General features: G+C 63.6%; 18 protein-coding genes and 2 tRNA genes. 8 read left to right on the forward strand and 12 right to left on the reverse strand.

The genetic code is table 11. The features are described 5' to 3' along the window. Positions 1-207 precede the first annotated feature (207 nt). The 4 genes from NVS32_RS02395 (at position 208) to NVS32_RS02410 (ending at position 4,570) form a co-directional block, all read left to right on the forward strand. On the forward strand, positions 208-1,323 hold the full coding sequence (locus NVS32_RS02395; protein WP_118343496.1) for a PfkB family carbohydrate kinase: 1,116 nt from the start codon (positions 208-210) through the stop codon (positions 1,321-1,323). A 147-nt stretch (positions 1,324-1,470) separates the two neighbouring features. Next, positions 1,471-2,208, forward strand: coding sequence for a Crp/Fnr family transcriptional regulator (locus tag NVS32_RS02400; protein ID WP_118343495.1), 738 nt, complete (start codon positions 1,471-1,473; stop codon positions 2,206-2,208). After that, positions 2,205-3,719: a YjjI family glycine radical enzyme gene (locus NVS32_RS02405; protein WP_258498500.1), complete on the forward strand. Its 1,515-nt coding sequence runs from the start codon at positions 2,205-2,207 to the stop codon at positions 3,717-3,719. Before NVS32_RS02400 ends, NVS32_RS02405 begins: the two co-directional genes overlap by 4 nt. An 11-nt stretch (positions 3,720-3,730) precedes the next feature. Continuing rightward, positions 3,731-4,570 (forward strand): YjjW family glycine radical enzyme activase, encoded by an 840-nt coding sequence (locus NVS32_RS02410; protein WP_258498501.1) that lies wholly within the window; start codon positions 3,731-3,733, stop codon positions 4,568-4,570. A 92-nt stretch (positions 4,571-4,662) separates the two neighbouring features. Here the strand turns inward: NVS32_RS02410 and deoC are convergent, their stop codons facing one another. From deoC to NVS32_RS02425, 3 genes are all read right to left on the reverse strand, one after another. Next, positions 4,663-5,304, reverse strand: a complete 642-nt coding sequence (deoC, locus tag NVS32_RS02415) for a deoxyribose-phosphate aldolase (protein ID WP_258498502.1) — start codon at positions 5,302-5,304, stop codon at positions 4,663-4,665. Positions 5,305-5,927: 623 nt separating this feature from the next. Next, positions 5,928-7,154, reverse strand: coding sequence for an iron-containing alcohol dehydrogenase (locus NVS32_RS02420; RefSeq protein ID WP_032110588.1), 1,227 nt, complete (start codon positions 7,152-7,154; stop codon positions 5,928-5,930). 374 nt (positions 7,155-7,528) lie between these two features. Next, entirely contained in the window at positions 7,529-9,385 is a 1,857-nt protein-coding gene (locus tag NVS32_RS02425; RefSeq protein WP_258498503.1) for a carbon starvation CstA family protein, read from the reverse strand. Between the two features lie 421 nt (positions 9,386-9,806). Here NVS32_RS02425 and NVS32_RS02430 point away from each other — a divergent pair, with 421 nt between their 5' ends. The 4 genes from NVS32_RS02430 (at position 9,807) to NVS32_RS02445 (ending at position 12,413) form a co-directional block, all read left to right on the forward strand. Next, complete coding sequence (locus tag NVS32_RS02430; RefSeq protein ID WP_258498504.1) at positions 9,807-10,880, forward strand: tetratricopeptide repeat protein; 1,074 nt, start codon at positions 9,807-9,809, stop codon at positions 10,878-10,880. Further along, positions 10,877-11,848, forward strand: coding sequence for a hypothetical protein (locus NVS32_RS02435; protein WP_258498505.1), 972 nt, complete (start codon positions 10,877-10,879; stop codon positions 11,846-11,848). Before NVS32_RS02430 ends, NVS32_RS02435 begins: the two co-directional genes overlap by 4 nt. Positions 11,849-11,879: 31 nt before the next feature. After that, positions 11,880-11,954, forward strand: a tRNA-Glu gene (locus NVS32_RS02440). 162 nt (positions 11,955-12,116) lie between these two features. Continuing rightward, positions 12,117-12,413, forward strand: a complete 297-nt coding sequence (locus NVS32_RS02445; protein WP_032110590.1) for a PTS sugar transporter subunit IIB — start codon at positions 12,117-12,119, stop codon at positions 12,411-12,413. 33 nt (positions 12,414-12,446) lie between these two features. On the opposite strand, the gene NVS32_RS02450 is transcribed toward NVS32_RS02445, so the two are convergent. The 9 genes from NVS32_RS02450 to NVS32_RS02495 form a co-directional block, all read right to left on the reverse strand. Next, a complete protein-coding gene (locus NVS32_RS02450; RefSeq protein ID WP_258498506.1) occupies positions 12,447-13,445 on the reverse strand; it encodes a transketolase family protein in 999 nt (332 codons plus the stop codon). Next, on the reverse strand, positions 13,438-15,096 hold the full coding sequence (locus NVS32_RS02455; RefSeq protein WP_233516537.1) for a thiamine pyrophosphate-binding protein: 1,659 nt from the start codon (positions 15,094-15,096) through the stop codon (positions 13,438-13,440). Before NVS32_RS02455 ends, NVS32_RS02450 begins: the two co-directional genes overlap by 8 nt. A gap of 171 nt (positions 15,097-15,267) precedes the next feature. Beyond that, positions 15,268-15,352: transfer RNA gene (locus tag NVS32_RS02460), tRNA-Leu, on the reverse strand. A gap of 17 nt (positions 15,353-15,369) precedes the next feature. Continuing rightward, on the reverse strand, positions 15,370-16,368 hold the full coding sequence (locus tag NVS32_RS02465) for a Ppx/GppA phosphatase family protein (RefSeq protein WP_117651983.1): 999 nt from the start codon (positions 16,366-16,368) through the stop codon (positions 15,370-15,372). Next, positions 16,368-17,156: a septum formation initiator family protein gene (locus NVS32_RS02470; protein ID WP_052009808.1), complete on the reverse strand. Its 789-nt coding sequence runs from the start codon at positions 17,154-17,156 to the stop codon at positions 16,368-16,370. Before NVS32_RS02470 ends, NVS32_RS02465 begins: the two co-directional genes overlap by 1 nt. Before the next feature lie 136 nt (positions 17,157-17,292). Next, complete coding sequence (gene mazG, locus NVS32_RS10985) at positions 17,293-19,404, reverse strand: nucleoside triphosphate pyrophosphohydrolase (protein WP_117651981.1); 2,112 nt, start codon at positions 19,402-19,404, stop codon at positions 17,293-17,295. A gap of 232 nt (positions 19,405-19,636) precedes the next feature. Beyond that, complete coding sequence (mfd, locus tag NVS32_RS02485; RefSeq protein ID WP_258498507.1) at positions 19,637-23,107, reverse strand: transcription-repair coupling factor; 3,471 nt, start codon at positions 23,105-23,107, stop codon at positions 19,637-19,639. Positions 23,108-23,304: 197 nt separating this feature from the next. Next, the gene (locus tag NVS32_RS02490) at positions 23,305-24,249 is read right to left on the reverse strand and encodes a DMT family transporter (RefSeq protein WP_118310723.1); all 945 of its coding nucleotides are present in this window, start codon (positions 24,247-24,249) and stop codon (positions 23,305-23,307) included. 23 nt (positions 24,250-24,272) lie between these two features. Beyond that, entirely contained in the window at positions 24,273-26,042 is a 1,770-nt protein-coding gene (locus NVS32_RS02495) for a phosphotransferase (protein WP_258498508.1), read from the reverse strand. Between the last annotated feature and the right edge of the window lie 242 nt (positions 26,043-26,284).

The following is a 26,284-nucleotide window of genomic DNA, read 5'->3' on the forward strand; positions in this document are numbered from 1 at the left end:
CGCAGGCATCTCTCTGATGCCGCTGCGTAACGCCACAACAAATGACAAGTCGAAACTACCGACATGACTAGTATTGTTTGACCGCTCATGAAGCGGCGGATAAGTGGGGCAGCCGGTACAAACAATTCGACAAGCGGCAAATGCTTAGTAACAATAAATAATTGTTTAGAATTGCAATGCAGGGCGACGCACGAGAGAGGGAACGCAATGCTCACTGACAGAGAACAGCAGATCCTTGGGTGGATTCGCGCAAACCCCTCCATTTCCCAGCAGGAGATCGCCGACCGCGCGGGCATCTCTCGATCGTCTGTCTCCGTCCATATCTCGAACCTCACCAAGAAGGGCGCGATTCTCGGCAGGCAATATGTGCTTGCCGACACCCCCTATGTCGTTGTGGTGGGAGCCACCAACATGGATGTGGTTGGCAAGCCGGGCGGGGTTCCCACCCCGCGAGACGTCACGCCAGGCACCATCGTGGTCTCACCCGGCGGCACCGCGCGAAACGTTGCGCACAACCTCACGCTACTGGGAACCAGCACCAAGCTGGTGACCGCATTTGGGGAAGACGTGCGCGCCAGGGAGCTCTCCGAGGGGTGCATGGGAATGGGCATGGACCTCGAGGGGTCGGTGACCGTCCCCGGCGGAACCACCTCAACCTGCGTCTTTATCCTGGACGAGCACGGTGACCTCTCCCAGGCCATCGCTGACATGGGGATTCTCGACAGCCTCACCCCCAGCGTGCTGGAGCGCAGGCTCGACCTCATCGATCGAGCCGCGGCATGCTTCGTCGACACCAACATCTCCCACGAGAGCCTTCGCTTCCTTGCCGAGCACGTGAGCACTCCCCTGTTCTGCGACCCCGTCTCCACCACCAAGGCTGCAAAGCTCTCCGGGCTGCTGGGGCACTTCCACGCCATGAAGCCAAATGCCCTTGAGGCCGAAGCTCTCACGGGAGTCGCAATCCACGACGAGAAGAGCCTGGAGCTGGCAGCAAAAAAGCTTCTCGATACCGGGCTTGACCAGGTGTTCATTTCACTTGGAGCCGACGGGCTTCTCTGCGCGGGACAAGACGGGATGCTTCGGCTCCCCAGCTACAGCGCAAACGTGGTGAGCGCCACGGGATCCGGTGACGCAATGATGGGGGCAATCATCTGGGCGTATCTGCAGGGTGAGAACCTGGAGGGAACCTGTGCCGCCGGCCTTGCGGTCGCCGCCATCTGCACGGAGTCTGCCTCTACCGTCAACCCCAACCTCACTGCCCAAGCAGTAAGGCAGCGTATGAACGAGGCTGGTGCGGCAGGAAAGCTTCTCTCGGCAAGCTAGCTCTTGCGTCCAGCGCGGCCGCTTGGGACAGACCCCACGCCATCCACCGACAAGTGGACATGGTCGTCTCATAAAGTGGACAAATGTCCTTTTCTTGCTGAGCGCTTGGCCTTAGCATGCACCCAAGAATCTTGGGGAGGAGGGGACATGGACACGCTTGGCTACCTCGAAACCTTGGATGCAGAGGTTCGCGACAGGCTCGCCCCTTGGGCAGGCCGAATCCCCGCCGCCCTTCTCAGCAGGTGCGCGCTCGTCAAACTAGACAAGGGCGACGAGCTTGTGCACGAGCTTGACCGCTTTGGCTCCGTCTACGTCCTCACGCGCGGCACCATCGCCTCTACCAGCCCGCTGCTTGACGGCGGCACCTACGTGATAGACGAGTTCCATGCACCGGCAGCCTTTGGTGAGATGGAGGCCATTGGCGCTAGCCCCTTCTACCACAGCTCGCTCATGGCGGCCACAGATGCCGAGCTTATCCGCGCCTCCGGAAAGGACTACCTCGCATGGCTTTCCGGCGACGCCGACGCCTTGCTTGCTCGCTCGCGCTGGGTTGTCCAGCGACTTGCGAGCCAATCGAGCCACGAGCGCTCCCTGCTTGCCTGGACTGGCGAGAAGCGCGTTGCCTACGCACTCTGTCAGCTCTATGGCGAGGGCGGGAAGGAATGCCTGGTGGTGCCGCTAACGCGCGCACAGCTGGCAGAACGCGTGGGCGTAAGCACCAAGACGGTGAGCCGTTCCATAGCCTCGCTTGCGGATGGCGGGATGGCACGCCTTGAGGGCAGAAAGATCGTGATTGACCGAGAGGCATTTGAGCTTCTCGAGGACATGCTCCGTGACGAGCTTGGCCAAAGCTCACGCGGAAGAGAGGGGAGTGCTCGTTCATGAAGACCATCGACAACACCAAGGAGTTCTACGACATCTGCACGGCAAGCAACCTCACGTACAAGCAGAAGCTTCTGCACCTGGCGCAGGCAGCCGAGAACAGCGTCGACCCCATCGAGCGGCCAAAGGAGGCAGACTACTTCTTCGAGCACGGCGGCATTGACTACATGTGCGAGGGCAACGCGCCCTACCGCCCGCGCTACATCTGCCCGGACTACGGCAAGTTCCTCGCCCAGGGGAGCGAGTTCTTGCGCCTTAGGCCGGCGGAGTCCCTGGATGACGCGCTCTGGAACCTCGCGATGGTCTACGACAACGTGCCTTCGGTCACCAGCCGCCCCGTCTACGTGGGCCAGCTTGACCGCATGCTCGACCCCTACCTCGACGGCTATAGCGACGAGGAGGTAAAGGCGCGCCTACGTCGCTTCCTCAACTACATTGACCGCACCGTTGCAAGCGGTTACTGCCACGCCAACATTGGTCCCGAGGAGACGCGTGCCGGCCGGCTGCTCATGGAGGTTGAGCAGGAGCTTGCCAACGCTGTGCCCAACTTCACGCTGAAGTACGATCCGGCAGTCACGCCCGACGACTTTGCCCGTCTCGCCGTGAAGGCCACGCTCACCTGCGCCAACCCCGCCTTTGCCAACGATCGCATCCACCGCGAGACCTATCCCGGAGACTACACGGTGGTAAGCTGCTACAACGTGCTGCCCATGGGCGGCGGCGCCTACTGCCTCGACCGCCTGCTGTTCCCGCGCCTTGCTGACATGGCGTCGAGCGTAGATGACTTCATGGACAACATCCTCCCGTCTGCCACGGGCGCGCTTCTCGAGTACATGAACTCCCGCATCAAGTTCCTTGTCGAGACGTCGAACTTCTTCGAGACCTCGTTCCTCGCCAAGGAGGGCCTCATCAGCCGTGACCGCTTCTGCGCGATGTTTGGCGTAGCCGGCATGAGTGAATGCGTGGCCAAGCTGCTTGGCCTTCACGACGGCCGCGCCTACGGAACTGACGACGAGGCCAACGACCTTGCCGACCGCATCATGTGCCAGGTCTACAAGCAGGTCCTGGGGTTCCCAGCCGTGTACTCGGAGGTCTCCGGCAACCGCTTCACGCTGCATGCGCAGGCTGGCTTCTCCGACATGCCGGGCGTGACTCCGGGCGTCCGCATCAAGGTTGGCGACGAGCCCGAGGTCTTCTACGACCACATTCGTCACAGTGCCCGCATGCATCGCTTCTTCAACGCCGGCGTCTCCGACATCTTCCCCGTTGAGCCCACGGCCAAGTCCAACCCCGACGCCGTTCTCGACGTTGTGAAGGGCGCCTTTGCCATCGACGACAAGTACCTCTCGTTCTACTCGTCCAACGGGGACTTGGTTCGCATTACGGGCTTCCTGGTGAAGCGCTCGGAGATGGAGAAGTTCGCCCGTGGCGAGGCAGTGCTCGCCGATACCTCGCATGACGGCGAGGGCAACTGGCGGGCAAACGACCTTGCCGACCGCAAGGTTCGTCTGTAGGGAGCGCTGCGGTGTCCGTTCATGTACCGATTAACAACATCATCCCGTTTTCGCTGGTGGACGGCCCTGGATCGCGCTGCTCGATCTTTGTCCAGGGTTGCAACATCCACTGCGCGTATTGCCACAACCCAGAGACCCAGCGGCTCTGCGTTGGCTGCGGCGCCTGCGTGAGATCGTGCCCGGCGGGAGCCCTCAAGATGGTGTGTGGCGCCGTCGAGTGGGACCAGGACGCATGCGTGAAGTGCGACACGTGCATCCACGTGTGCCCCAACCACTCGTCGCCCCGCATCCTCTACCTCGACGCGGAGCAGGTCTTTGAGCGCGTGAAGTCGTACATGCCCTTCATTAGGGGGGTCACCTGCTCGGGTGGCGAGTGCATGCTCTATCCGGAGTTTCTCTCCGAGCTCTTTGGGCTGTGCCGAGGCGTAGGTCTTGGTTGTCTCATCGACTCCAACGGAACGGTAGACTTTGCCGGGCATCAGGACCTTCTTGCGCTCTCTGATGGCGTGATGCTCGACCTCAAGTGTTGGGATGATTCGTGGTTTGTCTCGCTCACGGGGACAGGCGGAAAGGCAGTCCGCAAGAACCTCGCCTTTCTTGCGGAGCAGGATAAGCTTGCTGAGCTGCGCGTCATTGTGACCGTGGGCCGCAACGACCCCGAAGTGGCGGTGCGTGGGGCAGCCGGGGTGCTTGGGGAGAAGGTGGCCTCCACGAGGCTGAGGCTCATGCGCTTTCGCCACTTTGGCGTTCGTGGGGAGATGGAGGGGGCGCCCTCCCCTACTGACGAGCGCATGGGCGCCATGGAGGAGCTTGCGAGGTCGTTGGGTTTTGGCACCGTTGTGGTGAGCTAGTTAGGATCATACCGACGAAGGTAGACGGCCGGCCTGGCGCGGATTGAGCCAGGACGGCCGTTGTTGTATGGCGGCCCCCATGAAACCAGACGTCAGCCCTCGACAATCTTGATGCCCGCGCTGCAGCCGAGGCGGTCGGCTCCTGCCTCAACCATGGCAAGCGCCTCCTCCTTGGTGTGGATGCCGCCCGCAGCCTTGACCTTGCAGCGGTCGCCCACGGTCTTGCGCATGAGCGCCACGTCGTGCACCGTGGCGCCACCCGTCGAAAAGCCGGTGCTGGTCTTCACGAACGAGGCGCCCGCTGCAACCGCGTCCTCGCAGGCGCGGACAATCTGCTCGTCATTGAGCAGGCAGCACTCCAGAATGACCTTCACGGGGTGGCCCTGGGCAGCCCTGACGACGGCTGCTATGTCATCGATGACGTACTGGTCGTCGCCAGCGACGAGGTGACCGCCATTGACCACCATGTCGATCTCTGTGGTCCCGTCCGCCACGGCCTGGGCGGCCTCGGCGGCCTTCGCCTGCGTGGAGCAGGCACCCAGAGGGAAGCCGATGCAGGTGGTCACGCCCACGCCGGTGCCCGCAAGGCGCTTGGCAGCCATCGCCGTCCAGCACGAGTTGATTGCAACCGTCGCGAAGTGGTACTTGGCCGCCTCGTCGCACAGGCGCTCGATGTCTGCCTGCGTCGCGTTCTGCTTGAGATTGGTGTGATCGATGTAGCCATTGAGTTCCATAACAAACTCCCGTCTTACGAAGACCCTCCCATAGCTTCCAGCCCACACCTTGGCACAAACAAGATGCTGACGCAATGAGCGCCTCGGCAGCCGTATGGCATCCCACTCATCACTGACGGCTACACACAGACCCAGGTGAGGCCTAGTTCGCCCAATACTGATTCCTGGCATCAATTGACGGTTGGGATACGGTTTATCGGGCACCCACTGAGTACAAACTGGTTCGAGATTTGTTAAACACCTGGTAGACGAATTGCCATCATGACGATTACATATCATTATTGAAACCAAAACTGCTGCCAACCGGAAGTCGCCTTTTGCATCAGTACAAGCGCTCGGATTCCAAGGGGCGCCGAGGGTCATCGCACTTCCGGTTAGCAGCAGTTATTGTTCAAGTCTTTATATGTCATTATGCATATCGCAATTCTTTGACCTGCGCTTTAACAAACTTCGAACCATTTGATACTTGGGGGTACCCTCAAAAACCGCATCCCAACCAGAAATTCTTGCCAGGCAGGGCGAGGAACCAGCCCACAGCTCTGCGGTTAGCCAAAGGAAAAGAGGGACGGAGCCAAAAGGCTCCGTCCCTCGGGTGGTAACGCCAATGCTACTTGGAGCAAGAACTAGAAGTTGACCGGCTCGTCGTAGTAGCAGCACTTGAGGATCTTCTCGAAGTCCTCCGCCTTGGTCTCGCGCGGGTTCTCCGGCGTGCAAGCATCCTGAACTGCGTTGGCAGCAATGGTGGGGAGCTTCTCGAGGAACTCCTTCTCGGAGACCATGACGGGCTCGCCGGTCTCGTCAGCCTTCACGCCGCCATTGGCGTAGTTGTTGATGCTCTGCGGAATGTGCAGCTCGTCGTTCATGCTGCGGATCTTCTCCACAAGCGAGTCGATAAGCTGGTCGTCGGTGGTGCCGGGAAGGTGCAGGATCTCCTTGGCAACATAGGCGTAGCGCTCGTGAGCGCGCGGGTCCTTGGAGTTCCACTGGATGGCCTTGCCCAGGTACATGGCGTTGGCGGCACCGTGAATGATGTGGCCGTTCTCGAAGGCAGCGCCGGTCTTGTGGGCCATGGAGTGCACGATGCCGAGCAGGCCAGAGGAGAACGCCAGGCCGGCCAGGCACTGGGCCTCGTGCATGTGCTTGCGGCCCTCATGATCGCCGGTGTAGGAGACGGGCAGCCACTGCGTAATCTCACGGATGCCGTGCAGCGCGTCGGCGTCGGTGAACATGGAGGCTGCTGTCGAGACGTACGCCTCGAGACAGTGCGTAAGGGCATCCATACCGGTGTGTGCGCAGAGCTTCTGAGGCATGGAGTAGGTGAGCTCGGGGTCGACGATGGCAACGTCAGGCGTGATGTTGAAGTCTGCCAGCGGGTACTTAATGCCATGCTCGTAGTCGGTAATGACCGAGAAGGCCGTTACCTCGGTAGCGGTGCCGGAAGTGGAGCTAATAGCGCAGAAGTGAGCCTTGTGGCGCAGCTCGGGGAACGAGAACGGCTGAATGATGTTATCGAACTTCTCGTCGGGATACTCGTAGAAGACCCACATGGCCTTCGCGGCGTCGATAGGCGAGCCTCCGCCGATGGCAACAATCCAGTCCGGGCCAAAGTCCTGCATGAACTTGGCGCCCTTCTGCACCGTCTCGATGGACGGGTCGGACTCGACGCCCTCGAACAGCTTGACCTCAAAGCCAGCATCCTCCAGGTCCTTCTGAACGTCCTGCAGGAAGCCGCCGCGACGCATGCTGTGGCCACCGGAGACGATGACGGCCTTCTTGCCCTTGAGGTTCTTCACCTCGTGGCGAGCGCCCTCACCAAAGTACAGGTCACGCGGGTTGGTAAAACGTCCCATAGCACATCCTCCAATTCACCGGCCGCCACCGATGGCGGCAAATGCCTGAGAAGACCCCTCGGCCTTCCCTGATGCCCTACCTGGAACAACTTGAAGCCGGACGAGCAGCGAAAAACGCACCGCCAGTCCGAACCTGAATGCGGCCCCATCCTATCAGATAGACGCCAGCGAGAGGCCACTTACGGCAGGCGGCTTCGCGCAGGAACAAGGCCGTATCCCTGCTCCACCGACGTCCATACCCTTGGTCTTCTCCGACACCCCGCTGTGACTAAAACTACATATTTTCATCACATTTTGAAGCAGGAGGAATACGGGAAGGGCGTCCGATGCCACCGGCACCAGACGCCCAGCCAAACACTCTGCGAGAACCCGCCTTACGCAGTGACCTCGGTCTTGGTGTCCACCGCAACGTCGCGCTTGGACTCCTCAACGTGCTTGCGGCCAAGCTCAGACCACTCGGGCTCCTCGTCGGGAATGGAGCCAGGCTTCTTGGTGAAGAGCTCCTTCAGGCAGTTGTACGCCACGATGACACCCAGGACCACGATCAGGATGGCGATTACGAGCTGCAGACCCTTGGTCGCGATCACCGCAAAAGACTGGTCGGCGGCAACGGCAGTCCAGCAGCTATAGATGCTCATGCCAAGCGACGTGAAGGTGCATGCGAGCAGGAATGCCACGGGCACGTAGAGCATCCAACCCTTGCGACCAGTGCACTTGCAGAAGACGGCGAGAGTGATCATGGTCATGCCGCCAAGCAGCTGGTTGGAAGCGCCAAACAGCGGCCAGATGTTGAGGTAGCCGCCAAAGCACAGGGCGATGCCCAGGACCAGCGTGACAGCGATGGAGAAGGCCGTGTTGGTGACGACCTTGCGGGCACCGGACTGCTCGGAAGAGCGGGAGGCGGCGTCGTTGGTCTCGTAGAAGAACTCCTGCCAGCTGGTGCGACCAATACGGGCAACGGCATCAACGGAGGTGAGTGCCAGCGCAGAGACGTTCATGGTCATGAAGACCGTAGCAAACGTGGCGTTGAAGCCCATGAGCTCCATACCGCGAGCAACGCCGGCGGCGAAGATCTGGAACGGCGTTGAAGCGGTGCCAGCGTTGAGGGCGCCCGTGCCGGCGGTATTCATGTCACCAAACATGATGCCAGCGGTCACGATGGCAAGCACGCCCACAAAGGACTCGAGGACCATGGCGCCGTAGCCAACGGGAAGCATGTGGGTCTCGTTGGAAATCTGCTTAGAGGAGGTGCCGGAAGAGACAAGGCTGTGGAAGCCGGACAGGGCACCGCAGGCAACAGAGACGAACAGAACCGGGAAGATGTAGTTGCCCTTAGCTGCCAGGGCGTCGAGCGTCTCGGAGCTCACAACCATCGGCGCCGTTATAGTGGCCTGGCCATTGATGCCCAGCGCGATGATGCCGAGGACGGCGCACGCGATCATGGCGACCATCATGATGGTCGTAAGGAAGTCACGTGGGGTCTTGAGCGTCTGGATGGGCATGGCGCTTGCGAGAATCAAGTAGAGCGTCACGACGGCAATCCAGCCAGTGGCGTTGAGGTAAATCGGGAACACCATGCCAAGCGCAAAGGGAACCGCGATGCACGCAAGGGCAAACAGGAACTTTGCAACGCCCTTGAGGTCCCACTTGCGGCACGCCCACCCAAAGAAGATGGCGGAGAAGGTGAGCAAGATGGAGATGGTACCCGCGCAGCCACCGGCGTAGGACTTGGCGAAGTCAACGGAACCATCGGCAGCAGCGGTGGTAGCAAACGTGCCCGCCACCATCGAGACGAACGCAGCGATGACAATGCAGCAGAACAGCCACGAGAAGGCCAGGAACAGATGGCGACCGGTCCTGCCAATGTACTTCTCGATGAGCTGGCCAAGCGACTTGCCGTTGTTCTTGACGGAGGCGTACAGGGCGCCAAAGTCATGAACGGCGCCAAAGAAGATGCCGCCGACAAGGACCCAGAGAAGCACGGGGAGCCAGCCAAACATCATGGCGACGATGGTACCCGTGACAGGGCCAGCGCCACAAATCGAGGAGAACTGGTGGGCAAACACGGAGAAGCGCTGTGCGGGCGAGAAGTCCTTGCCGTCCTCCATGCGGACCGCAGGGGTGAGGGCCTTGGAATCGACGCCCCATGACTTAGCTAGCCAGCGCCCGTACCCGAGGTAGCCAATAATCAGGACCACCGCACTTATCAAGATGATCGTGATGCCATTCATGTCGTCTTACCTCCTTAGGGTAGGGCGCTGCGGACCGTTTCCGCTGTTTGCGCTCGGTGCGCGGCATGGTACAACCTTGAGAAGGAGTTGGGGATTCACTCAACTACCCTAGAGTATTGGATATTTTCAATAATTTCTGGATATTTTTGGATATCTTCCAAATAGTTTTATCAAGTATTGTATATTTTTCGATAGTTCAAAAACACTGTTCGCAATACACCTCCCTTCAAACGTTCTCCAAGATGTAATCGTTTGGGACCTCGTTTCGAAACATTTTTCAACCGTTCACCCCATTTTGATGACCGCTCGTGGTATTCGAGAGATAGCAACTCTCGTTTATGGGCAGGCTGGCCAGTTATCCGTGGCGTCCTTTGTCGTGCCACGCATGGGATACCATGAGAGCGACGAAAGGAGGCGCACCGTGGCGTTTGACCCCAGGAGAGAGGACTACCAGCGTCTGGCGCTGCGCTATGCGCTGTCGCTGCCCAAGGGGAACCCCGTTGCCGCGGCCAAGGCGTTCACGGACTTTGGCCGCCGCTTTGCCCGTGATCGGGACACGCTTCCCCAATCCGATGCCGACCGCGCCTTCCACCTCGTGGCCGTTGCCGCCGAGGTCATCGACTACCAGCTTCCCTTCTCGAGCGAAGAAAGGGCGGACGCGCTCATCAACCGCGGGCGCGACCTTCTCGACGAGGCCATCTCGCTCGACCCCAAGTGCCACGACGCTATCCGCATGCGCGCCTCGCGCGTGAGTCCCAGTTTTGATGCCCAGTTCTCCTTCCTCCACGAAGGCGCGGACGAGGTTCTCGCGTCCTGCCAGGAGGCTCGCGACGCCGTGCCAAACGACGGGGACGATGAGCGCATTGCCCTTGGCCGCGACATCGCCCTTCGTCCCTATAGGCGGTGGATGGCCGCGCTGGCCGAGGAGGCACTCATCTGTGGCCGCAATCGCAGCTGCATAGAGGCCGGCGAGCGCCTGCTGGAGCAGGACCCCTCGGACCAGGCGGACGTTCGGTTCACGCTTGCCCTTGCCTACGCAAAGCTCGAGGATGAGGCATCCCTTGACGCGCTGGCCAAGCGCTACGGCACCATCATCCCTGCACGCCCCGCAGACGACGCCTGGATGGGAATCGCACGGCTGGCACTAGCGCACAAGAGCCACGACATGGGCCAGACCCGGCAGCTTCTCGAGCGCCTGATCGCCGCCTATCCGGGCTGCGCGTCCGCGCTTATTACGCAAACGGAGCTGCCGGACGGCGTCTTTGCCCGTCTCGCCGTGCCGCCCTACAGCGAGGACGAGCTCATCCTTGCCGTCTCCGAGGCAACGGTGCTGCTCCAGGAAGGCGACGACAAGAGCGGGCGCGGCGTACTTGGCTCCTGGGTCGCGCGGACCACGGCAAAGCTCTATCCCGAGGCGCTCGCCGAGGCGCAGGAGTTCTCCGCCCCCTACTACCAGCAGGACGAGAAGGGCCCGCAGGACGGTGATGCCTCGTGAACGGACGAGAGGAGCTTGTGCTCAGGTGCGCCCAGCGGCGCCGCGAGAAGATAGGCACCCTATCTGACGAGGGGTTTGCCGAGCTGTGCCTGGCCGTGCGAGAGAATCCCTCGGCCTTTGTCGACTCCCCCGAGCAGGCGTCGTTCGCCACGCTCGTTGGCGCGCTGGACGCATTCCACCGCGCCGGCGCCGATGATGACCTTCTCGACGACGAGGAGTTCCGCGCGGCACGCGAGCGCAGGTTGCAGACGCTCTCGGCAGCATGCGACCAGGCGCTCTCGCAGGACGGCGGCTGCCTGGACGCACGGCTCGTGCAGGTGCTTGCCGCAGACCTGGACCCCGACGACAGGCTCGACGCTCTTCTCGAGATCGAGGCCAAGGCAGACGCGGCGAACGAGCTCACCCTTGGCAGCACGGGTGACGCCTGGGACGACGTCTTCACGCGGCCGCGGCTGCGCCTGTGGGACGCCATCGCACGCACCTGCCTTGCAGGTGGCCGCTACCACATGGCGCTCGACGTCTCGCGCGGCCTCATGGCGGCGTCACCCAAAGACCAGGTTGGCGGCAGGCTCACAGCTGCGCTTGCCCTGGCGCGTCTGGAGGACGAGGAGGGCTTCAACGAGCTTGACGCACGCCTTGCCGGTCGTGAGAACTCCTGGCTCAATCTGGGGCGCACCATCCTCCTCTACAAGCTGGGCCGCATGAACGCCGCGCGCCGTGCGCTACGCGGGTACGGCGAGCTCTGCGAGGGAGCGGCGTACGCCCTGCTCAGACCCACGTTTGTAGAGATCTACCTCCCCGACAGGCCCGAGGTTCCCGCAGGGGGCTTCGAGGAGGCAACGTTTGCCGTCCACGAGGCGGAGCCCATCATTGCGGACGTGCCAGACTTCATCGCCTGGGCGGACGGCTTCCCGTGGTTCCATGCTGCCGGCGAGGCATATGCGGAGGAGCACGGATACGACTGGTAGAGTGGCGTCGCTCTGATATACTCTCACCTGCGTCCCCATCGTCTAGCGGTCAGGACATCGCCCTTTCAAGGCGACGACACGAGTTCGAGTCTCGTTGGGGGCACCATTTGCACCAGGCAGCGGCCGTCCCTAACCCAGGGGCGGCCGCTTTTTCGCAGACAGAACAGACGGCACCGCCCCCGCGAACCGCGCCATCACGCTACTATGGCTGATAAGGTCACGTGCCCACGAGCGGCGCCGTGCCGCCCGCACCGAAGGGAGCTCGAGCATGTCGGACAAGAAGAAGCGCATCCTCATCGCATGCGGCTCCGGCATTGTCACCTCGACAATCGCGCGCAAGAAGATCGAAGAGCTTCTCGACGCGCACGGTTACAAGGGCAGCTACGAGATTGCGCAGGTGCCCCTGAGCACGGCACCCGAGAAGTCGAAGGACTGCGACTTCATGGTGGCAACCGCCATCCATCCCTCCGAGCTGAGCTGCCCGTTTGTCGACGGCACCCCCTACCTCACCGGCACCGGCGAGAACGCCACTAACGAGCAGATCCTGCACCTCATGGAGCAGTAGGTCCGCGGCTACGCCGCGCGGCGGAGCGCCAACCTACCCCAGCCTGGCAAGCACGGAGGCCGCAATGCCCTCGGGCGTGAGCCCCGCGCGCTCCAGCAGGCGAGCCTGCTCGTCCGCCTCGGGATAGCCGTCGGGCGCACCCAGGCGCAGCAGCCCAGGGGTAGCGCCGCGGTCGAGCAGCTCCTCGGCGAGAAGTCCGCCAAGTCCGCCCACCACGCTGTGCTCCTCCACCGTCACGTCAAGCCGCGCGTTGGCGAGAAGCTCAACAACGTGCTGGTCAAGGGGCTTTATCGTACCCACGGTCACCACGCGGCAGGAAAGCCCCCGCCCACGCAGCAGCTGGGCGGCAGCTAGCGCGCGAGACGCGATGGAGCCGCAGGTAGCAATCGCAACGTCTGCCATGCGGCCGGGCGCGTCATCCGCAAGTACGCGGCAGAGCCCAAGCTCGAAGTCCCCACTGGGAAGCGCAGGGTCGCCCGCGGGCGCCTGCGTGATGCGCACGTAGGCCGGTCGCGGATTGCGCGCGAGCTCCGCAAGCGCACAGGCAAGCTCGGTGTTGGTCGCCGGTGCCACCACGGTGAGGCCCGGGATAGAGCGCATGCACGCAAGGTCCTCCAGGGCCATGTGGCTGGGGCCAAGGATGCCCGCGTGGTAGCCTGCGCCGAGCCCAACCAGCACGACCGGCGACTCCATCATTCCCAAGTTGACGCGCACCTGGTCGAGCACGCGGGCCGTGATGAACGGCGCATAGGACGGCGCAAACACGTGGAAGCCCTCGTTGGCAAGGGCGGATGCAACCTCGACCTGGTTCTGCTCGGCAATACCGCACTGAACAACGGAGCCCGGCAGCTTTGAGCGCAGCACATCGAGCGCAAGTCGGCGGCCGTAGTCCGAGACAACGGCCATGACCTGCGGGTCATTCTCGGCAATCTTTCCAAGCGCCCGGCCAAAGGCCACGCGCGAGTCCAGCCGGTCGAACTCGGCCGGGTCTGCGACGACCGCAGACTCCACAGCAACAGCTTCCCTAGACATGGCCCACCTCCCGACCAAGCTCCCTGACCGCCCGCGCATAGAGCTCGTCGGTCAGCTTGTTGTCGTGCCACTCCACGCAGTTCTCGGCAAACGAGAGGCCCTTCCCCTTGGTGGTGTGGGCAAGCACGGCCCGCGGCCGCGTATGGCTTGGCGCAAGCACGCTCCAGAGGGCGCTCACGTCGTGGCCGTCCACCTCGATTGCCTCGAAGCCAAAGGCGCGGAACTTCTCCGCGAGGCTGCCCGTGTCGAGAATCTGCGCCGTAGGGCCATCGAGCTGCAGCCCGTTGACGTCGACGATAACCGTGAGCGACGCCAACCCCATATGCCCTGCAAGCGCGGCAGCCTCCCAGACCGAGCCCTCGTTGCATTCGCCATCGCCAAGAAGGCAGAAGACGCGTGAGCCGCTCGCACGCCTGTTTGCGGCAATCGCAAGGCCGCACGCATAGCCCAGCCCCATGCCCAGACTGCCACCGGAGGTCTCGATGCCACGAGCGGGGTCTCGCCTGGGGTGCTTGAACAGCACCGCATTGGGGCCGAGAAGCCCGCGGTCAATGTCCTCCTGCGAGACCAGGCCCGCATGAAGCAGGGCCGGGTAGAGCGCGAGAGAGGCGTGACCCTTGGAGAGCACAAAGCGGTCGCGCTGCTCCCAGGGGGTGCCGTCCGCTCCAGTGCGCATAACGCCCCCGTAGAGCACGGCGAGAATCTCTGCCGCAGAGAGGCTGCCACCCAGGTGGAACGGCATGTTTGGGTTAGCGTGCGCAAACTCGACGACGGTCTTGCGAATGTCCAGGGCCAGACCGGAGAGCCGACGCCGTTCAGAGGGGGCAAGCGCGGGGGCAAGCGCCGTGGGTAGCCAGCCGTCCTGGACCGAGGTCCCAGCCACCTCCTGGCCGGCACGCAGCCAGGTGAGGCCCCACTCGATGACCGTTGCGTCCGCAAGGCCTATGGTCTGGCGCAGCACCAGCACGGGGTCGTTCTCGCCACATCCCAGCGCCTCCGCGCGTTCCCCTGCCGAAGAGGCGGAGTAGCGCAACTTCGACCAGGTAATCTTTCGGCCAGAGCAGCGCTCCACGGCGTCGAAAGCCGTCTCACACGAGAAGTCCGCATCTTCCAGGCCCGGGCACTCCCCCAGGTTCTCCCAGCCCTCCTGGCAGATGACCGGCTTGCCGTCGACAGTGCGAACGCGCAGCAGGTAGAGCACCGGACTGCCCGGCTGTATGCGCAGGTGCTCGGCAACGTCTGCGGGAGCGGGGATCACGCGCTTCTCGAGGACGTGGGTCACAAAGTCTTTGCCCTGCTCGCGGAGGGACTCGCCAAACGAGAGGGACCGCTCGCCTGCGGGATGCGAGAGAGCGCGCTCCGAGACAAAGGTGCCCGAGCCGCGCACCTGGACGAGAAATCCCTCGTCCACGAGCTCGCTGATGGCGCGGCGCACGGTACCGCGCGAAATGCCAAAGCGGGCCATGAGCTCGTGCTCGGAGGGAATACGTGAACCGGGGGCCCACTCGTGCAGGCCGATCTTCTCGCGCAGGAGGGCGGCCAGCTGCGAGTACACCGGGGCAGAGCCCGCCTTGCCTGCAGAGCGCTCTGTGGACCTGCTCGCCACCGCCTGTGGCGCGCCCCCAAACGCATCCATGCCGTTCTCTGCCATGCTGCCCCTCCCCCACTCCAAGCGCATCGAAGTTGCGAGACATAGTTGTACACCACTTGTCCCTACGTAGGACACGCAACGGGATGTTCTGGGCGCATGCGCCAAAACAACACGCCAGCGGCAGACCGGCGAACCTGTTGGCCAAGACCGCGGCACAGGATTAACAAAGGCTGGTAGGGGCGGTGGGACTCGAACCCACAATCCTTTCGGCGAGGGATTTTAAGTCCCCTGCGTATGCCAATTCCGCCACGCCCCCAGCTTGTCTTGGGAACCCTACTCCCCAGACGGCCGAAGCGGTCTCATGGTGGGCTTCCACACCACCGGAGACTCGCGCCCATCTAGCATAGCAGCAGCGACAATGGAAAGGCCAAAGAGAAGGTCGCTCTCGCTCACCGTAAGGCTCGAGAAGCCCGTCTGGCGCACAAGTTCTGAGACCGCAACGGCACCGCCCAGGATCACGGGAGCGCGCTTGGCCTGGATTCCCTTGAGCGCGGCACGCTCCTCCTGCGTGAGTGAGGCAAGGCGGCGCTCGAGCTCATCGACCTTCTCGCCAGAGAGCTCGTGAAGGTGCACGTACGCAGGGTCATATGGGTCGAGACCGGCGTCGATGGCCACCAGCGTGGTGACCGTGCCGCCCGTGACCACGAGCGTCTTGGGGTCACCAAGGCGACCCCCTGCCTCTTTAAGCGCCTGCGAGAAGGTCTGTGCGGCGTACTCGTGGGCTTGGGCCAGGTCCTCTGCGGAAGGCGGATCCTCGCGAGAGAGGAAGCGCTCCGTGAGGCGCCTGCAGCCAACCTGGACCGAGGTGACCCACCCCAGGTCAAGCGTGCCGCCGGAAAGCTCGCCCACGGCCAGCTCGGTCGAGCCGCCGCCGTTGTCGGCCACCAGGATGCGACGCCCGTCGAAGTCCTGCGCAACGCCCATGAACGTGAGGGCACCCTCAATTTGCCCTGGAATGATAAGAGGATCGAGGCCAAGCGAGGCAAGCGCCGCACCAAGCTCGGGCGAGTTGGAGGCGTCGCGTGCGGCACTTGTGAGGGTGCAGCACACGGCCTCGGCACCAGACTCGCGCGCCGAGTTCACATACGCCTTTGCGCAGGCAAAGACGCGCTCCATGGCCTCCTGCGCAAGTTTGCCCGTTCTGTCAACGTCCTGCCCCAAGTTGCAGATATTCGACTGCTTGCCCAGTCGCACGACGCGGGACCCCTCGACGTCCGCCACCGCTAGGCGGCAGGTGACCGTGCCAATGTCGATGACTGCAACCCTGCGCATTAGTTACCGCTTCCCGAGGTATCCGTGTGGTACTGGAAGATGACGTCTGCGACGTTCACGTACCAGGGGACATCCGCCGAGACGACCGTACCCGTGCCCATGGGAGTGGCGTCGGCGCTGGTATCCGAGAGGCCCTCGACCACCACGCCCGTCTCACCCTCGCCAACGTAGCCGCGCTCGCGCGCGAGGTCCTGGACACCCTCTGGTGTCATGAGGGCATCGACCTCGCTGGTGAGTTGGTCGTTGCTCTGAGTGGTGGCGTCGTAGGTGGCCTGGAGGTCAAACCCCGAGCGCCAGGCGGCGTACAGATTGCATGCGGGGCCGTAGAGCATGATCACCGTGACGATAACAACGGTGGCGATGATAACCGGGAGGCGATGCGCGCCCGCAAACTCCTCAGCACGCGAGACCGTCGCGGAGGCCGCAGACGTAGCGCCCGACGCGACATCTGCTGCCCTTGAGGCAACATCCGAGACGGCGCTGGGGGCATGTTCAGCAGCACGCTGCGAGCGGTGCCCGGTGCGAGTGCGCGTGCGGGTGCGGGTAGTACTAGCGGCACCCACAGAGCGGGTCGCGATTGCGCGACTGACGGAGGCGCCGCGGGAGGCGCGCCGGCGAACTGCGGAAGCCTGGGCGCGACCGGAGCACGAGCGCGTAGCGGTGCCCGTGCCCACGTGGTGACCGGTAGGACCGTCCTCCTCAACGCGAACGCCCTCCATCACGGAGGAGAAGGCCGAACGATGGGTTCTACCTGCAGAATAGGTGTAGACCGCCGGTCTTGGCGACACGTCTGTGGAGCCTCTCAACGCAATTTCTGTGCCCGAATATCTGCTCATGCCGTTGCTTCGTTTCTAGTTTGGTTTGGCGTGACAGCGCGGATGCACCGCGTGTCCCAGTGTATACCAGAAGTGCCCGCGGCCAGGCTCAGGAGTGGCTCTCCTCTTGCTTCGCACGGTCCCAAAGCTCGTTCAGCTCCGCAGTCGAGAGTGCGTCAAGGTCGCAGCCCTTCTCACGCGCCAGGTCCTCCATGCGAGACCAGCGGCGACGGAACTTCTCGTTGCTCTGTGCCAGGGCCCCCTCGGCGTCGATGCCCTCCATGCGCGCTACGTTCACCAGCGAGAAGAGCAGGTCGCCAAACTCGAGCGCGCGGGCCTGTGATCCTGTCGGCTCGCGCTCGAACTCATCGCGCTCCTCGTGCACCTTGTCCCACACGCCAGAGACGTCATCCCAGTCGAAGCCGACCTTTGCCGCGCGAGCGCTGATCTTTTGGCACTGCATGAGCGCCGGCATAGCGCGCGGCACGGAGTCGAGAAGCCCGACCTCAGGCTCCCTGGCGCTGGCGCCCGCCGTCTCGCGCTCGCGACGCTTCACGTTGTCCCAGATGCGAGCCACGTCCTCGGGCGTCTCGGCATCCACGCCACCAAAGACGTGGGGGTGACGGCGCACGAGCTTCTCATCTATGGCGCGGCACACGTCATCGATGGTGAAAGCGCCTTCCTCCGCAGCCACCTGCGAGTTGAGGACCACCTGGTAGAGCACGTCGCCGAGCTCCTCCGCCATGTGGGAGGCGTCATCTGCGCGCAGGGCCTCGGCAGCCTCGTAGGCCTCCTCAACCATGTAGCGCACAAGCGACTCGTGCGTCTGCTCGCGGTCCCACGGGCAGCCGTCCTCCTGGCGCAGGCGCCAGACCGTGCGCACGAGCCGGTCGAACTCGCAGTGCGTTCCGGGAACGCCGGGGCGCGAGAGACTCTCGGCGTCCACGGCGCAAAGGGCGTCCGCGGTCGTAGCGACCTCCGGCCCCGGCACGGGCGCGGACACGGGGTCCGCTTGGGGCCCGCGGCCGCCCACCCCGACGCCGCCGCCGTTGCGCACTGCTGCGGCGAGCGCCTCGGCGACAATCCCCGCACCGGTGGAGCCGGGATGCAGCCGACCGTCAGCAAACATGAGGGGGCTTCTCGGCAAGATGCTTGCTCCGTCGACCACCGTCACGTTTTCGTGGCCACGGCACGCGCGCTCAATGGCACGGCGCACCCACGAAAGCGACTTGCCATTAGGGATGCCAGCCAGCGTGGCCTCGTCCGCCTCGTCGGCGCGCCAGAGCGGCGTGAGCACGTAGATGGGCGTGTTGGGGAAGAGCTTGCACAGGCGGTCAAGGTAGGCGGAGGCGTCGCGGCGAATCTCCTTGCCCGAGCCCTCGCAGCCCCAGTCGTTGGTCCCGTAGGCCACGGTAATTGCCGCAGGCGGCTCCTTGCGCAGCGCCTTTATACCCGTAAGCGTCTTCTGGTCAAAGACGTAACCGCAGACGGCCTGGTTCACCAGGTCAAGGCCAAGCTCCGCCGAGAGGAGCGCCGGGTACGAGAGTGAAGGGCACCCCACCACAAAGCCCTGGGTGATGGAGTCGCCAAGGGCCAGCAGGTAGCCGCGCCGGGGTGCCGGGGCGGCCGTGCCGTTCGAGACAAGGCGTCCCACGGCAACGGACATAATGAGCGGCAGGTAGATGCGAACCTCGAGGGGCAGGTGCTCCGGATTGTCGAAGCGCACGGCAATACGACCGTCTCGCACGGCGACGGTATGGGACTGGCCACCCTCCACCACGGCGTCGATGCCGTCGATAAGGCCGTCCTCTGCTTGCCCAAGACTGCCCAGGTGCTCCATGACCTCGGAGTAGAGCGGGTGCGCGGGATCCAGGGCAGCCGTCACGTGGCAGTCAAAGGAGACCTCACTGCCCGTGGTCACAAGCGCCAGGCAAATGCCCGAGGTCGCGCGGGCACGGCGCCCGCGACCAACGGAGTCCAGGTAGCGAAGCTGTTTCTCGGAGAAGCGGTAGGGCTGCACAAGACCGTCGCCCGCGTCCTCGACGAGAAGGGCGCCACGAAGGTACTCGGTGATGTCACCGGGCAGGGATACCTCGGACGGGGCCGCATCCTCGCCGGAATGCGGCGTCATTCTCGTCCCCATGTGCGCAGCCGCAAGCGCCGTGCGTGCCAGCTTGCCAGACTTGATGAGCCTTGCCCTATCATCCTTGCTCAAAGCCATGGGGTCGTCCCTCTCCTCGCGTCACGCTGGTTGTCAGCTCTCGTCAGCATAGGGCAAGAGGCGGCACGGGGACGGCGAGGCACCGAATGTGTGGCGAGCCGATACACATTCGGGGCACGAACGTGTATCGGCCTGCGCGGGATACAGCTTCGGGCCCAAACGTGTGGCGGCGCGCCGGCCCGCAGCGCTGCCGCCCACCGCCACCCGGCGCAAGCCGGCGCCAAGCCCCGCCCTACTCGTCGTCCGTCTCGTCTCCGCCGCCAATCTCCTCCAGCACGCCAAGCGCGGCAGGCATGACCTCCTCCTGCTTTGCGCGGAAGGGATACGCCAGCTTGTGCGTCTTGGGGTAGACCAGGGCCCCACGCTCCTTGAGCTTGAGCGCCGTCTTTCTCGGCACATCAATCCCCTGGTAGACCAGGCGCCCGTTGGTAAGCGAGACGGACGTGCAGCCCAGGCGCTGCGCGCGGATGCGAATGCGCGCCCGGTCAAGGAGGTTGCGACCGGCAAGCGGCAGCGCACCGTGGCTCTCCTCGAGGTCGCGCTGGAGCGCATCCACGTCGGAAAGCTCGGTAGCCGCGGCAAGCCTGCGGTATGCAAGCACGCGCTGGTCCACCTCGGGCATGTACTCCTCGGCAAGGTAGAAGTCGGCCGAGAGGTTGATGGTGACCTCAGGCACCTCCACCTCGGCGGTCTCACCACGAGCCTCGGCCACGGCCTCGCCCAGCATCTGGGTGAAGAGGTCAAAGCCCACGCTGGAGAGGTTGCCGTGCTGCTCGGCGCCCATGAGCGAGCCCGCGCCTCGAATCTCGAGGTCACGCATGGCAATGCGCATGCCGCTGCCCAGGTCCTGGTACTCGTTGATGGCAGTGAGGCGGTCGGTTGCCTCGGGGGTGAGCGGCGCCGTGGAGGGGAACATGAAGTACGCGTACGCCTGCGTGCGCCCGCGCCCCACGCGACCCTTGAGCTGATAGAGCTGGGCCAGGCCCAGACGCTGCGAGTCCTCGATGATCAGCGTGTTGGTACGTGGGTTGTCGATACCGCTCTCGATAATGGTGGTGGCCACCAGAACGTCGATCTCGTGCTCCTGGAAGCGCAGCATCACGTCCTCGACCTCGCGGGCGCTCATCTTGCCGTGCGCCACGCCCACGCGCGCCTCGGGCGCCGCCTCCATCACGCGCGCCACGGCGTCGTCGATGGTGGTCACGCGGTTGCTCACGTAGTAGACCTGCCCCTTGCGCTCAAGCTCGTTGCGGATGGCGGCCGAAACCAGGTCCGGGTCCCACTCCCCCACGTGCACCTTCACGGGCAGGCGTCCCGGCGGAGGCGTCATGATGAGGCTCATGTCGCGCACGCCGCTCATGGCCATCTGCATGGTGCGCGGGATGGGCGTGGCCGAGAGCGTGAGCACGTCGACCTGCTCGCGCATATTCTTGAGCTGCTCCTTGTGCTGCACGCCAAAGCGCTGCTCCTCGTCGATGATAACGAGCCCCAGGTCATGCGGGTTGACGTCTGCCGAGAGGAGCCGGTGCGTGCCAATGAGCACGTTCACCGTGCCTGCGGCAAACCCCTCAAGCGCCTGCCGCTGCTGGGCCGGCGTCACAAAGCGCGAGAGCACACGAACGTCCAGGTCAAAGGGCGAGAAGCGCGCAAAGAACGTCTCGAAATGCTGCTCGGCCAGAATGGTGGTGGGGCACAGCGCCATGACCTGCTTGCCGTCCTGGCAGCACTTGAACGCCGCGCGCAGGGCAACCTCGGTCTTGCCAAAGCCCACGTCGCCGCAGAGCAGCCGGTCCATGGGCTTTCTCGCCTCCATGTCGGCCTTGATGTCCGCCACGGCCGAGGCCTGGTCGGGCGTGAGGTCATAGGGGAAGCTCGACTCCATGTCCAGCTGGGCGGGGGTGTCCGGCGAGAAGGCGTAGCCTGTCACCGAGGCGCGGCGCGTGTAGAGGTCCACCAGGTCAAACGCCAGCTTCTTGGCGGAGCGCCGTGCCTTGCCCGTGGCGCGCGACCAGTCCGCCGTGTTGAGGCGCGTGAGGCGCGGGGAGGAGCCGTCTGGCCCCACGTAGCGCGTGATGCGGTCGACCTGCTCAAGCGGCACGTAGAGCTTGTCGCCGCCGGCGTACTCCAAGAGGAAGTAGTCGCGCATGCGCCCGGCAACCTCCTGGCGCACAATCTGCGAGAAGAGCGCGATGCCGTGCGTGGCATGAACCACGTAGTCTCCGGGCTTGAACGGGAAGGTCACGCTTGTGGGGTCCACGCGCTTGGCGCGACGGCGGTTGCGCGCCGTGCGCGGCGTGAGGTCAGAGATCGAGAGCACGCCCAAGTGCGCCGAAGGCACCACGATGCCCGCGGGCACCGGGGCGTCCGTGAACGTCACGGAGCCGCGACACAGGGGCGTAATGGCACCGTTGGCGTCTGCCGAGGTAACGGGCACGGCGTTTTCGGCTGCCGAGCCAAGCGACTCCGCAAAGGGGATGTGCTCGTCGGTAAGGCGCAGCTCAAGAGACTCGCGGGCCCCGCGGTCCGGCGCGGCAAACACCACGCTCACGTTGTCGTTTACAAGCTGGCGCACAACCCCAATGAGCTTGGTGTCCGCACCTGCCACGTTGGGCTGGCGCACCTTGAGCTCCGCCGTCACCGAGCCGCCCACCCGAAGTATCGACGAGAGGGACAGGCGCTGCTGGCGACCAAAGTCCATCTCGCGCGGACTTGTGTAGAGTCCCTCCGTCGAGACGTGCGCCGAGGACGCGGAGGCCAAGATGTCATCCATGGCGCGCTGGCAGTCGTCGAAGAGCGCGCGAGGCTCGGCAAGAACCACAAGGGCGTCCTTCGAGATGTGCTCGATGGGGCTGGCCGAGCCGCCATAAAGCGCTGGGAGGTACTTCTCGAGCGAGGGCTGAGCGGAGCGCGCCTGGATTGCCTCGAGGTCGGCTGCCACCTTGGCATCGTTCTGCGCGCGGTTGTAGAGGGCCTTCTCCGCGCGGGCGATGGTCTCGTTGGTGAAGGCCATCTCGCGACAGGGCACAACGTCAACGGAGTCCAGCTCGCCAATGGTCTGGCCCGTGGAGGGCACCATGCGACGCACGCGGTCGATCTCATCGCCAAAGAACTCGATGCGCACCGGGGACGTTGCCTGCGCGGGAAAGACGTCGACGGAGTCGCCATGCACGTGGAAAGTGCCGGGCACTGCCACATCTTCGGCGTCACCCACGTCCGTGTATCCCATGCCCACCAGCAGTGGCGCCACATCCTCGAAGGGGACCTCGTCGCCAACGGAGAACGTGCTTGAGGCAAAGTACCCAGAGCCCGCCGGCGGCACGCGACGCAAGAGCGCTGGGGCAGACGCCACCACGACGCACTTCTCGCCCGCGGCCAGCCGGGCAATCGCACGGCAGCGTGTACCAATCACGGCATCATCCGGGGCAGCCTCGGCCCACGGATGGTCGCGGCGCATGGGATAGCGCGCAACAACGTCCTGGCCAAGCCATGCGGCGAGCGCGCGAGCGGTGCGGTCCGCCGCCTCCTCACCCGAGACAACAACAAGGCACGGACGCGGGTCGCGCGCCCAGAGGGCCGCAATCACCAGCGGTCGGGCGCTCTGACCCACGGCAAGGGATGCGTCGTTGCCAGAGCCCAGCTCGTGCAGGAGCGGTACGAGCTCCGGCGCGGAGAGCAGCTGGCGAGAAACCCTGTTAATGAACATGGAGGCGGCTCCTTGGGAGGCATCTCATGGCAGCCAGGCGTACGGTCTGCCAAAGAACATGCAAAGCGGCCCGCACGGCAGGCGCGCGGGCTCGCATGTTGACTGTTTTTCTCAGCGATTGTAGCAGGTGACGAGACCAGGGTCGAAGCGTCCTCGCAAATGAGACAAAGGGACTGTCCCTTTGTCTCACGGGCAGTCTAGGCAGCGGCCTTCTCCCCGTGCCCAAAGAGGGTCTTCACGTCCGTTGCCGCCGTAATGGCGCCAAGGATGATGACAACGGCGCACACCACGCCACGGACGTCGGGCATCGTGCCCAGAAGCAGAAGCGAGAAGGGAATGGCCCAGGCAGAGTACGTAATGTTGAGCGCCATGGCGCGCGAGGCGCCAAGGGTGGCGATTGCCTTGTAGTAGAGCAGGTACGACACCGTGCCCGAGAGCGCCGCAAGCGCAATAGTTGACATGGCGCTCGAGGTGAGAGCCACGATGGCGCTTGGCCAGCCACCGAGGAGCGGCAGGATGACCAACGCGTACGTAAGGGCAGAGGTGGTCTGGCGTATCTGCATGGCGCACTCGTCGTCCACGCTCGCGTTGCGCAGGCCCCAGTCGATCACCACGGCCTCGGTGCCCCAGCCAAGAACGCACACCAGAGCGCCAATGATGCCCACGGTCCAGCTTCCAGGCACGCCATCGACGGGCGTCCAGCCCAGCACGGCAACCGCAACCAGGCACGCAGCAAGTCCTGCCCACTGGTAGGGCCGCATGCGCTCCTTCAAGACCACAGTCGCGAGCGCGGCGCCATAGGCTGGGAAGAAGGCCGAGATGGCCGCCGTGTAGGCAGGGCCAATGTTGTTAATGGCAACCACGTAGCCCGTCATGCCAATGGGACCTCCAATGAGGGCTGCCCCCACGATGACCAGGCCGCTCTTGCTGCGAAGCGTGCGCCAGGTCTCACCCAGCTTGCGGCGAATTCCCATGTAGGCAAACGAGAAGACCGCCGAGCTCGCGTCGTGCAGGAAGGTGCTCGTGAAGGCGGCGAGCGCGATTGCCTGCGGCGTGGCGGCAAAGGCTGGGTTGGCCAGCGCGATGCCGAGAATTACCGTGTCAAGCGCCCAGGTAAGCGCAGCGCCAAAGCCATACGGCATGATTGTCCCCTCTCAACAGCCTGTTAGGCAGCTATGGTGTCGTTCTTCTCGTACCACGAGAGAACCTTGTCAACATATGTGACGGCGTAGCTCTTGTAGATGTCGAGCCACTCGCCCACGCCCGCCCCCTCGGCATCCTTCTCGAGCGCCCAGACGTACCAGCACCAACCGCCGAGCACCACGCGTGCCCAGAAGTGGCGCCGCTCGACCGGGGTCGCCGCTCGCCCAAAGTAGGCGTCAATGGCGGCGTTGGCCTGCTCCTCGTTGTACTGGGAGCAGATGATGAAGGTCGCCGTGTCGTTGCCAGGGTCTCCCATGCCGGCAAACTCCCAGTCGATCACGCTCATCGAGCCGTCCTCGCCAATGAGGAAGTTGAGCGGCAGGTAGTCGTTGTGGCAGAAGCAGGCAGAGAAGCCCTCGTCAGCGGTGCAGTACTCGTTGAGGTGGGTGACCTTCTCGCACAGCTCGTCGTACCCGGGAATGTTGATGTTCCCGTGGCTCTTGAGCAGGCGTTCGTAGCCCAGACCGTCCCGATAGAAGTCAAATGTCGCGTCAATGCGCGCACCAGACTCGTGGAAGGTGCGGGCAAGCTGCATGGCGCGAGCAACCTCGCTCGAGTCGAACGGATCCACGTTCTTTGCGTTGGGCACAAAGTGCGAGATCTTCCAGCCCTTCTCGGCGTCTTCGTAGACGAAGGTGCGGTCGATGCCCAGCTCGTGGGCAACGGTGTCTGCGTCCTTCTCGGCAGTGCGGTTGATGAACTTCTCGGTGCCAATGCCAGGGTGGCGATAGACGTACTCGTCTGTCCCCACGGCAAAGTGGAAGGTGAGGTTGGTGAGCCCGTTCTTGATGGGATAGAAGTCGTGCAGCTGCGTGCGCTCGCACCCCAGGACGTCCACGATGTTGTCGATGGCAAGGCACTCGACAGTGGAGAGAAAACCGGGGTCAAACTCAACCAGCTCGTCCACCGAGTCAAACTCCAGGACCTGGTCTGCCGGATAGCGGCGCATGTCCATCGAGAGGCAGTCGGGGTTGCGTGCAAAGATGGTCTCCCAGAGCTCGTCGGCGTACTTCTCCTCGTAGAACGGGCTGCGCACGATGCTCTCGAGAATGCGCACGAAGGTGTTGGAGAAGGCGCGGTCAAAGTACACGTGGCCGAGCATGGCCCACGCATCCTTGCCGCCAACCGTCACGGAGGTGATGCGGTCATTCTCGTCCACGCCCAGGCACCACTCGTCCGTGGGGCCGTCCATGTAGACGGCGGAATAGTAGGCGCGGTAGACGTAGGTCTCGAAGGGATTCTGGGCAAAGTAGTCATCCGAGGAGCAGACGTAGGTGTTCCTCAGCTGGTCACGAACAAGCCAGAGCGTCCAGTTGTTATTCCGTTCAGCATAGAGGTCGTTGGTCACCAGGCGAACGCCGTACTTCTCGGCAAGGTAGGCGAACTCGTCTGCGCGATAGCCAACAACAACGGTGATGTCTGTGACCCCCGCCTCGTGGAGCTGGCGAATCTGGCGCTCAATGAGGACCTCGCCGCGTACGCTCGTGAGCCCCTTGGGTCGCCAGTACGAGACGGGCACAAAGCGAGACGAGAGGCCAGCGGCCATGATGACCGCGTTCTCTACGCGATAGGGCTCCAGCGCCTTGCGGCCAAGCTCGGTGATGGCGGTACCTGACACAAGCCCCATGCTGCGAAGCTCATCCAGTTCCGGAGAGGCAGCCTGAGCGCGGGCATCGTCCGGGGAGGTGGCAAGCGTGCTAAGGACGTCGAACTCTTTGCGCGTGAGTGCCATGGCAGATCCTTTGGACAAAGATAAGGTTCATGTAAAGGACGTTGCCAATCATAACTGAACGCTTACAAATGATTTTGGGATTTCTTAACGTTGTTGATAATTTACGTAAGCGACACGGCCCCACGACCCTCGTCGATATCGGAAAGCGTCGCAACAGAAAGCGCAAAGGACCGGAGAATAGCTCCCTTTCTTAAGCGCGATAGTCGCGACCTGCGCAAACACAACGGCCCATTAAGAAAAAG

Source organism: Tractidigestivibacter montrealensis (assembly GCF_024741235.1).
Taxonomy (GTDB): Bacteria; Actinomycetota; Coriobacteriia; order Coriobacteriales; family Atopobiaceae; genus Tractidigestivibacter; species Tractidigestivibacter montrealensis.